The 8,611-nt window shown below is 37.6% G+C and carries 12 protein-coding genes and 1 pseudogene; 4 read left to right on the top strand and 9 right to left on the bottom strand.

The genetic code is table 11. The features are described 5' to 3' along the window. Together CBG25_RS16390 and CBG25_RS16385 are read left to right on the top strand one after the other, a co-directional pair. Positions 1-275 (top strand): transposase (locus CBG25_RS16390; RefSeq protein ID WP_290607940.1); only part of this gene is annotated, 275 nt, incomplete at its 5' end. A gap of 145 nt (positions 276-420) precedes the next feature. Beyond that, entirely contained in the window at positions 421-690 is a 270-nt protein-coding gene (locus CBG25_RS16385) for a hypothetical protein (RefSeq protein ID WP_290607939.1), read from the top strand. Positions 691-755: 65 nt separating this feature from the next. On the opposite strand, the gene hemW is transcribed toward CBG25_RS16385, so the two are convergent. The 9 genes from hemW to rsmE all read right to left on the bottom strand — a co-directional run bounded on the left by hemW (position 756) and on the right by rsmE (position 7,616). Next, the gene (hemW, locus tag CBG25_RS16380) at positions 756-1,886 is read right to left on the bottom strand and encodes a radical SAM family heme chaperone HemW (RefSeq protein ID WP_290607938.1); all 1,131 of its coding nucleotides are present in this window, start codon (positions 1,884-1,886) and stop codon (positions 756-758) included. Then, positions 1,879-2,472 (bottom strand): RdgB/HAM1 family non-canonical purine NTP pyrophosphatase, encoded by a 594-nt coding sequence (gene rdgB / locus CBG25_RS16375; protein WP_290607937.1) that lies wholly within the window; start codon positions 2,470-2,472, stop codon positions 1,879-1,881. Before rdgB ends, hemW begins: the two co-directional genes overlap by 8 nt. A 15-nt stretch (positions 2,473-2,487) precedes the next feature. Continuing rightward, positions 2,488-3,075, bottom strand: coding sequence for a YggT family protein (locus CBG25_RS16370; protein ID WP_290607936.1), 588 nt, complete (start codon positions 3,073-3,075; stop codon positions 2,488-2,490). Between the two features lie 17 nt (positions 3,076-3,092). Then, positions 3,093-3,914, bottom strand: a complete 822-nt coding sequence (gene proC / locus CBG25_RS16365) for a pyrroline-5-carboxylate reductase (protein WP_290607935.1) — start codon at positions 3,912-3,914, stop codon at positions 3,093-3,095. Between the two features lie 45 nt (positions 3,915-3,959). After that, positions 3,960-4,643 (bottom strand): YggS family pyridoxal phosphate-dependent enzyme, encoded by a 684-nt coding sequence (locus CBG25_RS16360; protein WP_290607934.1) that lies wholly within the window; start codon positions 4,641-4,643, stop codon positions 3,960-3,962. Positions 4,644-4,733: 90 nt separating this feature from the next. Next, positions 4,734-5,153 carry a Holliday junction resolvase RuvX gene (gene ruvX, locus CBG25_RS16355; protein WP_290607933.1) on the bottom strand — a complete coding sequence of 140 codons (420 nt, stop codon included), beginning with the start codon at positions 5,151-5,153 and terminating at the stop codon, positions 4,734-4,736. Beyond that, positions 5,153-5,716, bottom strand: coding sequence for a YqgE/AlgH family protein (locus CBG25_RS16350; protein WP_032115519.1), 564 nt, complete (start codon positions 5,714-5,716; stop codon positions 5,153-5,155). Before CBG25_RS16350 ends, ruvX begins: the two co-directional genes overlap by 1 nt. Positions 5,717-5,909: 193 nt before the next feature. Continuing rightward, positions 5,910-6,875: a glutathione synthase gene (gshB, locus tag CBG25_RS16345; RefSeq protein WP_290607932.1), complete on the bottom strand. Its 966-nt coding sequence runs from the start codon at positions 6,873-6,875 to the stop codon at positions 5,910-5,912. A gap of 9 nt (positions 6,876-6,884) precedes the next feature. Continuing rightward, positions 6,885-7,616: a 16S rRNA (uracil(1498)-N(3))-methyltransferase gene (rsmE, locus tag CBG25_RS16340; RefSeq protein ID WP_290607931.1), complete on the bottom strand. Its 732-nt coding sequence runs from the start codon at positions 7,614-7,616 to the stop codon at positions 6,885-6,887. A gap of 220 nt (positions 7,617-7,836) precedes the next feature. Between rsmE and CBG25_RS16335 the strand changes: the two genes are divergently transcribed. Beyond that, a complete protein-coding gene (locus CBG25_RS16335; RefSeq protein WP_290607930.1) occupies positions 7,837-8,388 on the top strand; it encodes an A24 family peptidase in 552 nt (183 codons plus the stop codon). A gap of 76 nt (positions 8,389-8,464) precedes the next feature. Next, positions 8,465-8,611, top strand: a pseudogene (locus CBG25_RS16330) (IS5/IS1182 family transposase); the annotation flags it as partial.

The following is an 8,611-nucleotide window of genomic DNA, read 5'->3' as shown; positions in this document are numbered from 1 at the left end:
AAATCTTGAATCAGCGAAAGAGCATGGTTGAACCTGTGTTTTCAGCATTGCGGGGAATTCAGGGTTTGGAACGTTTCCGGCGTAAGGGATTATTAGCGGTAAAGCTCGAATTTACCCTGCATGCAATGGCCTATAACTTATCAAGAGCGGTTGCTCTGATATTATGGATGATTTTCAGTCTATTATTTGTACAAACTAAAATCAGAAAAAGAGAAAATCTGCACGGTGGGATATTGTTGAAAAAAAAATTCCACCCCTTTTGCGACAGCCTCTAAAGAGGGGAGTTTACAATTTTCTAATAGAGATAATTTACACGGTGAATTTAGAGGTGCTCTTTTAAAAAATGCATTGCAAAGTGGAAATTATCGCAATTTGAGAGAATTGTGCCTACAAGGTAATAATCGTACAGGGCAAAATACCATGCTAAAGTATGCAATAGCTCCTCATATTGATATTTTCATTCAGAGTCTGACAAAGGGTAATCCCATTGATTGGCCGAATGGTAGGTATGATCCCATTAAGGTTCTAATTGAAAATAAAAGTCCTCTTATCAGTGTGGAAACTATTCAATCACTAAATGAACAGGTTATTGGTGATACGACATTAGGTAAATTATTTGGCATTCCTCAACCGAATATTGATGATGCAGATGGTAAGCATAAAAATACTATAGTAGATAAAAGAGTATAGTTGATTAGAAAAGTAGAATAATATGTCGTCATTTACATCCCACCCTAAATGGGATGTAAATGGCTTTATAAAAATAGTGTTAACAAAGAATTAAGAAATAATTTGCCTTGTTCGGTGATCTGCCAGCTCGATTTTGTTTCTGTGATATAACCTTGCTCCAGCGCGTTATCAAGTTGACGACGAATGACATTTCCCGCTAAACCGGTGTAATCAATAAAATCCTGTCTTGGTACCGCCTCAAGCAAGCGAAAACGATTCATAAAGAATTCAAAAGGCCTATCTGGTTGGTTTACTTCCTTTTGCTGATAGAGATAGTTCCCCGATAGATAGCCACGGGGATGTTTTGTTTTCATTGTTCGCAAAATACGACCATCGGCAAAAGAGATTTTTCCGTGTGCGCCACAGCCAATTCCTAGATAATCGCCAAAACGCCAATAATTTAAATTGTGCTGACACTGATAGCCAGGCTTGGCATAACCAGATATTTCATATTGTTGATATCCGGCCTTGCTAAGTAGTTTATGTCCTTCTGAAAAAATCTCCCACAGCGCATCATCATTAGGTAATACTGGCGGGCAGGAGCCAAAATGGGTATTCGGTTCAATCGTTAATTGATACCAAGAAATGTGGGGCGGAGATAAATCAATTGCTTGTTGCAGATCAGAAAGTGCCTGTTCAAGTGACTGATCAGGTAAACCATGCATTAGATCAAGATTAAAACTACGTAAATTTAATGCTGAAGCCAGACAAGCGGCTTGGATAGCTTCTTCGGGGCCATGTATTCTGCCTAATCTTGTGAGTTTATCGGCAGCAAAACTTTGCACTCCAATAGAAATCCGATTAATGCCAGCTTGTTGATATTGGCTAAAACGTTCAGCCTCAACGATACCAGGATTTGCCTCCATGGTGATTTCGGCATCAGTTGCCAGCGATAATCTTTGACGTATACCATCAAGCAAAGATTGCATTGCCTTAGCGTCGAGTAGACTGGGTGTACCGCCACCAATAAAAATACTCTTAACTTGACGACCATTTATCAGTGCAAGGTCAGCTTGAAGATCGGTTAGTAGATGTGTGACATATTCTTGTTGGGGCAACTCACCTTTTAGTGCATGTGAATTAAAATCACAATAAGGGCATTTTTGCACGCACCAGGGAATGTGCACATACAGACTCAATGGTGGTAATTTAAGCATTAGTTAAAGATCCTAATAACATCTTTAATGCTTGCCCACGATGCGATACTGCATTTTTTTGCACTTTGGTTAATTGAGCTGCGGTAAGTTTTAGTTTGCTGTCATAAAAAATCGGATCATAACCAAAACCGTTGCTACCTTTAGGTTCATGGGTTAGCACACCTTGCCATATACCGTGACATATAATCGGTGTTGGGTCAGCAAAATGGCGCAGATAAACGAGTACACAATGGAATTGAGCTTGGCGTTGGTTGTCCGGAATATCTTTCAGGATGGATAACAATTTGTGCAAATTTTCTTCGTCAGATGCATTTTCACCCGCAAAGCGAGCTGAATAGATCCCCGGCGCACCCTTTAACGCATTAACCGAAAGGCCTGAATCATCGGCAATGGCCGCGAAACCAGAAGCTTTTGCAGCATGACGTGCTTTTAATATCGCATTCTCAATAAAAGTTAACCCAGTTTCTTCAATTGCACTAATAGATAACTCAGTTTGGGCAATAATATTTAAGTTACACTCTTTTAACAGTTCAGTGAATTCACTTACCTTGCCGGCATTACCCGTTGCTAATACCACTTTACGCATGAAATTTGCTCACCTTTACATTAAATAGCCAACTGAATAGAGTATGCTGGTAATAGTCGGATCAATAAATAGCAGAATATCCAGACGCAGATAATTTAAAGCAATCAAAATCAGCATTACAATCATGGCTGAGAAATCTAACCCGCCCATAGCAGGGATAATACGACGAATAGGTGACATTAAAGGTTCAGTTAATTGCATAAGCATATAATCAATAGGATTACGGCCTTGGCTTATCCAACTAAGAATAGCTCGAATTAAGATCAGCCAAAAAACTAACTTGCCGGCATAAGTTAATAATTGAATAAAGCTAATAGGTAATAGCGCTATACTGATTAAAGCGGGCGTGTTCGTTGCCCACATGACAAAAAGAATATTGGCTATGGTAAGAATATAAGCGACCAATAAAGTTGCGGTATCAATAGCTCCAATGGCAGGAATAAAGCGCCGTAAGGGCCCTACAATTGGTTGAGTTATTTTGACCACAAATTGGGAAAATGGATTATAGAAATCCGCTCTGACCCATTGCATCCAAACTCGTAGCAATAAAATAATAATGTATAGTTGAATAATGGTTGGTACGATAAAAGTTAAAAATTGCATTTAATTATCCTGATAAATCAATATTGTTTTTCCATTTCTTCAGCGCGGCGGATTGCAGCACGCATTGCGTTGGTGACAATTTGAGATAAATTAGCTTGATAAAACTGCTCTAAGGCTTTAGCCGTAGTGCCGCCTTTCGAAGTCACTTGTTCTCTTAGTGTTGCAAAAGAGAGATCTGATTTGCTTGCCGCCAGAGCAGCAGAACCTTGGGCGGTATATAAAACCAGCTCTCTTGCTGTTTTACTATCAAAACCAAGTCGTTCAGCCTCCTGTTGCATTAATTCCATAAATAGGAAAAAGTAAGCAGGTGCACTACCAGTAACGGCAATAATATCATTAATTGCAGCTTCGTTAGTCAGCCAGAAAACTTTGCCAACACTTGCCATTAGTTCTGTGGCAAAAGTTTTATCATTCTCTGATACTGAATCCATGGCATACAAACCACTAACACCTTGGCCTACTAGAGATGGCGTGTTAGGCATAACACGCACCAGATTTATGTTAGGTGCGAGATATTGTTGATAACGTTTCACCGGAATTCCAGCTGCAATTGTCAAAATCAGTTTATTGGCAAAATTAACCTGTTCTTTTAGTGATTGACAAACAGTTTCCATAATCTGGGGCTTAACGGCAAGCATAATAACATCTGCATGTTTGCTTGCATCACCGTTATCGCTTTTTCCATGTATGCCATATTTTTTTACCAGTTGATCGCGATTTTTGGTGGTGGGGGAGCAGACTGTGATGTTATTCGCCGGATAGCCAGCTGAAATTAATCCGGCAATAATAGCGTGAGCCATATTCCCAGCGCCGATAAAGGTAATTTTTCGCTGTTGCATTATATTGCTCCTTTTATTAATTGCCTTGATTTTCAAATTGATTCATTATCGGGAACCAAAAATAGCTGTGCCAATTCTGACTAATGTTGAACCACAAGCAATTGCAATATCAAGATCTGCGGTCATGCCCATTGAAAGTGTATCAATATCTGGATATTGTTTTTTTAGCTGATTGAATAAATTTTCCATGCTACGAAAAATTGACATCTGTTGGCTAAGCTCATTATTTGGCGCTGGAATTGCCATTAAACCACGTAATTTTAGGTTTGGTAATAATACAATTTCAGCCGCTAATTTATCTAACTCTGTTGGTGTGATACCTGATTTACTTATTTCATCACTGATATTAATTTGGATTAGCACGTTTAGTGGCGCTTTATTTCTCGGACGCTGATTATTTAATCGTTGTGCTATTTTCAATCTATCAATAGTATGACACCAATCAAAATGCTCTGCTACTAATCGACTTTTATTGGATTGTAGCGCGCCGATAAAATGCCATATTAAATTCTGTTTGTTACTAAAGTAGGCGATTTTTTCTATCCCTTCTTGCAGATAATTTTCGCCAAACTGGTATTGACCTGCATTGATAGCCTCTTGAATTGCATCACAAGATTTAGTTTTACTGACGGCCAGCAGAGTAATATCTTCGGGCTCCCGATGATATTTTTTGGCCGCTTGTATAATGCGATTTTTAACATTAACCAGATTTTGTTGGATTGTATTCATAAAATTTAGATGCTAAATAAAAATGAAATAGGATAAAAATATAATCTCATTGTCACGGCTATGCGTGACAGTTTATTGTAATTATGCTGATTAAGCATGTTGTTCAAACCAACTTTCTAAAATAATGACAGCAGAAATGGAATCAATCTTACTTTTATTTAACGCCCGATAGCCACCCTGATTAAATAGTTGTGCTCGCGCTTCTATTGTTGTTAAGCGTTCATCGTGTAATTTTACTTGGATACCAAAGAGCCCATGCAGACGATTAGCAAATTTACGGGCTTGATTACTTATTGGCTGCTCTGTTCCGTCCATATTGAGAGGAAGTCCAACGATAGCCATTTCAGGTTGCCATTCTTGTATTATTTTTTCAATGTCTAACCAGTTGGGCTTACCATCTTTTGCTTTTATTGCAGTTAAAGGGCGTGCAGTTGCTGTAATTTCCTGCCCAATGGCGATACCTATACTCAGTGTACCGAAATCAAAAGCAATGATTGTTCTGTTTGCCATTATGCATGACCTGCTTGATTTGAAATATTAAAGATATCAATCCCAATTAAAGCAGCGGCTTCACGCCAACGTTCAGAGATGGGGGTGTGAAAAATGATATTGCTATTTGCTTTGGCGGTTAGCCAACTATTTTCCATTATCTCTTTTTCCAGTTGCCCTTGTTCCCAGCTTGAATATCCCAAGGCGATAAGTGTTTTTTCTGGTTGTTTGGTAGTGCCTAAAGTTTCGAGAATGTCTTTTGACGTTGTGATCATAATTTCATCAGAAAGCTTTAAGGTAGAACTAAAACTATTTTGTGGCGAATGTAGAATAAAACCATGAGCTTCTGCAATCGGACCACCAGAAAAAACCGGTTGACTTAATTCAGTTATATGATCGTATTCTGTCGTTTTAATGTTTAAATTTTTTAAAATGCTATTGATTGAAATTTGTTCAATTTGTCTATTGATAACGAGACCCATAGCACCTTTTTCATTATGCTCACAGATATAAACCACCGACTTTTGAAAATACGGATCTAATAACGTTGGCATGGCAATGAGAAAGTGGTTTTGTAAATTCATATTATTAAACTTATTTTCCTGAATTATCAATAAAATATACCTGAATTAAAAGTTAAAAAATAATTAATGAAACACATTCGCGATTGTTTAAATTTTATTTTCGGCTGATTGTAAGATATTAATATTTTATAACAATAGAAAAGATTTATAGTATCCTATCTTATTATTCAGTTAACTGTAGTGTTAGCTGTGGTTAATTTACTGTTTTTGCAGCCAGTCGTTTTTCTATTGCATCAAATAACATACCTGTAATTGATATAGCCGAAAATGCTGCTTCAATTTCACGTATACAGGTAGGACTGGTAACATTAATTTCGGTTAAGCGATCACCAATAATATCTAAGCCAACGAAAATTAATTCTTTTTCCTTTAATATAGGTGCGACCGTTCTGGCAATTTTCCAATCACTTTCTGTCAATGGTCTCGCTTCACCATATCCTCCTGCCGCTAAATTTCCTCGCGTTTCACCTTGAGCAGGAATACGAGCTAAGCAATAAGGAACTGGTTCACCATCGACAACCAACACCCGTTTATCACCTTGCTTGATAGCAGGTAAGTAATCCTGAGCCATACAGAAGCGCTGGCCATGTTGAGTTAATGTTTCAATAATGACACTGACATTAGGATCATCTTTCTTTAAACGGAAAATCGATGCGCCACCCATTCCATCTAGAGGTTTAAAGATGACATCACCATGTTTTTGATGAAATTCTCGCAGTTTTTTATTATTTCGGGTTACTAACGTATCAGGTGTTAACTGAGGAAACCAGGCGGTAAATAATTTTTCGTTACAATCGCGCAGGCTTTGAGGTTTATTGACAATTAGACTACCCGCTTGTTCTGCCCTTTCAAGAATATAAGTGGCATAAATATATTCAGTATCAAAGGGGGGATCTTTACGCATTAAAATAACATCAAGATTTTTCAAAGTAATATCTTGTTCAGTACCAAATTGATACCATTGTGCAGTATCTTGTTTGATGTTGATTAGTTGTCTGGTATGTCCGTATGCTTCACCTTGTAATAAATAGAGATCGTCCATTTCCATATAGTGAATTTCATATCCACGGCGTTGTGCTTCTAATAGCATAGCAAAACTACTATCTTTTTTAATTTTTATGGTTGAGATGGGATCCATCACAATACCTAATTTGAACATTTTGTCTCCTTAACCAAGATCGCCGAAGCGAACTTGTAATGCTGTGATTGCAGTTAACGCAGTGGTTTCTGTTCTTAATATCCGAGGCCCAAGTAGGATATTAGTAAATTGGTAATTAGTTGTCATTATGATTTCATCTGGCGAAAGCCCGCCTTCTGGGCCAATGAGTAACTTAATTTTATTTACCGCTGCGGGCAGTGTATTAATACTTGATTGGGCTTTAGGATGGAGATTAATTTTTAATGCATCATCTTTTTCTGTGCACCAAGCTTCAAGAGCCATGACTGGACGGATTGAGGGGATTTTGTTACGTCCACATTGTTCGCAAGCAGAAATGGCAATGTTCTGCCATTGTTGTAGCTTTTTACTGAGTCGCCCAGGATCTAATTTAACATTACAGCGTTCAGAAATAAGTGGGGTAATGATATTGACGCCCAGTTCTACTGATTTTTGAATAGTGAATTCCATTTTTTCCCCACGAGAAATAACTTGTCCAAGATGGAGATTTAAAGGGGATTCTCTGTTTGCGATTGTCACCATCCCAAGCTGGACTTTAACTGACTTTTTATTAATCTCAAGTATTTGCCCTATGAAAATAGAATTACTACCATCAAATAACTCAATATTTTGTCCTACACTCATACGTAGAACTCGACTAACGTGGTTAGTGGCATTATCGCTTAATCGTATTATTGCGCCTGATTCTAATGCTTCAGGATGATAGATCCGAGGAATGCGCATAGCCATGCTTCCTTATAAACTCGATGCTAGCAAAATATTGTGCCTATAATAAAGATGGGAAAATAAACTAGCAAGCTGTCTCGCTAGCTATTGATTTTCCTTTTTTATTTTGCGTACAAATTCGCAAAAATTCGCTTACAACCGGATTATTGTTAATATTTATTGTAGAACTGTTATAAAGCATTGCTTTTTTATTTATGGATATTGAAAAGAATGCTGAGTGAATAATGCGTTTTTTTCAAAAAGGAATTTGAAGATGGCAACATGGCTCACCTCTTTTTCGTATTGGCTGTTGATTCAATCATTTGTTATAACAATTATTTTATTACCATTAAGCCATTTATTAGTTAGTTATTTACCCCTTTATCTATTTAATTATAGATCCCATGACTCACCTAGTAGATATCTCCTTTTTATTACTCTTTTTATTCCTTTCACTATCATATTTTTGCTGATCACAGATCTTAGCCATATAGTGATTTTACTTTTTTTCGTCTGGTTTAGCGTATTACCTGCGTTTATTGATCATCAGACAGGTTATTTGCCAGATTTATTAGTCTACCCATTACTTGTGTTAGCGTTGCTTTTTAATGCCATGCAATCTAATGAACAGTTGTTATTAGCTATTTATGGTGCCTTGATTAGTTATTTAATATTTTGGTTTATTTATGGTTTTTTTAAATTAGCTATTAAGCGTAGAGGATTAGCCCAAGGAGATATTAAACTTGTGGCGGCTTATGGGGCTTGGTTAGGGATATATATTTTACCTTAGGGCACCTCGAAAAACCTAAGCCGAGTTTGATTTTGCTGATAAAGTTATCGGAAGCTGGTCTACTGAGTTAACCACCATGAAGAAACGCAGCGCCATTAAGAATGACCTCTTTGCAAACCAGTATCACCAACAGACGATCGACAAGTTGGGTGACCCGCTGGTCAAGATCGAAACCTGTATAGACTTTGCGCATCTAGCAGCAGAAATCGACCATGTGGTACCG

It is taken from the genome of Arsenophonus sp. ENCA (assembly GCF_002287155.1).
Lineage (GTDB): Bacteria > Pseudomonadota > Gammaproteobacteria > Enterobacterales > Enterobacteriaceae > Arsenophonus > Arsenophonus nilaparvatae.
Note: the sequence above shows the minus strand (reverse complement) of the source record. Positions and strands in the feature narration are given on the sequence as shown.

What these genes read in the sequence shown, in the direction of transcription:
- CBG25_RS16385 (WP_290607939.1), top strand. Translation starts at nt 421, where the DNA reads ATGCTAAAGTATGCAATAGCTCCTCATATTGATATTTTCATTCAGAGT.
- hemW (WP_290607938.1), bottom strand. Translation starts at nt 1,886, where the DNA reads ATGCTTAAATTACCACCATTGAGTCTGTATGTGCACATTCCCTGGTGC.
- rdgB (WP_290607937.1), bottom strand. Translation starts at nt 2,472, where the DNA reads ATGCGTAAAGTGGTATTAGCAACGGGTAATGCCGGCAAGGTAAGTGAA.
- CBG25_RS16370 (WP_290607936.1), bottom strand. Translation starts at nt 3,075, where the DNA reads ATGCAATTTTTAACTTTTATCGTACCAACCATTATTCAACTATACATT.
- proC (WP_290607935.1), bottom strand. Translation starts at nt 3,914, where the DNA reads ATGCAACAGCGAAAAATTACCTTTATCGGCGCTGGGAATATGGCTCAC.
- CBG25_RS16360 (WP_290607934.1), bottom strand. Translation starts at nt 4,643, where the DNA reads ATGAATACAATCCAACAAAATCTGGTTAATGTTAAAAATCGCATTATA.
- ruvX (WP_290607933.1), bottom strand. Translation starts at nt 5,153, where the DNA reads ATGGCAAACAGAACAATCATTGCTTTTGATTTCGGTACACTGAGTATA.
- CBG25_RS16350 (WP_032115519.1), bottom strand. Translation starts at nt 5,716, where the DNA reads ATGAATTTACAAAACCACTTTCTCATTGCCATGCCAACGTTATTAGAT.
- gshB (WP_290607932.1), bottom strand. Translation starts at nt 6,875, where the DNA reads ATGTTCAAATTAGGTATTGTGATGGATCCCATCTCAACCATAAAAATT.
- rsmE (WP_290607931.1), bottom strand. Translation starts at nt 7,616, where the DNA reads ATGCGCATTCCTCGGATCTATCATCCTGAAGCATTAGAATCAGGCGCA.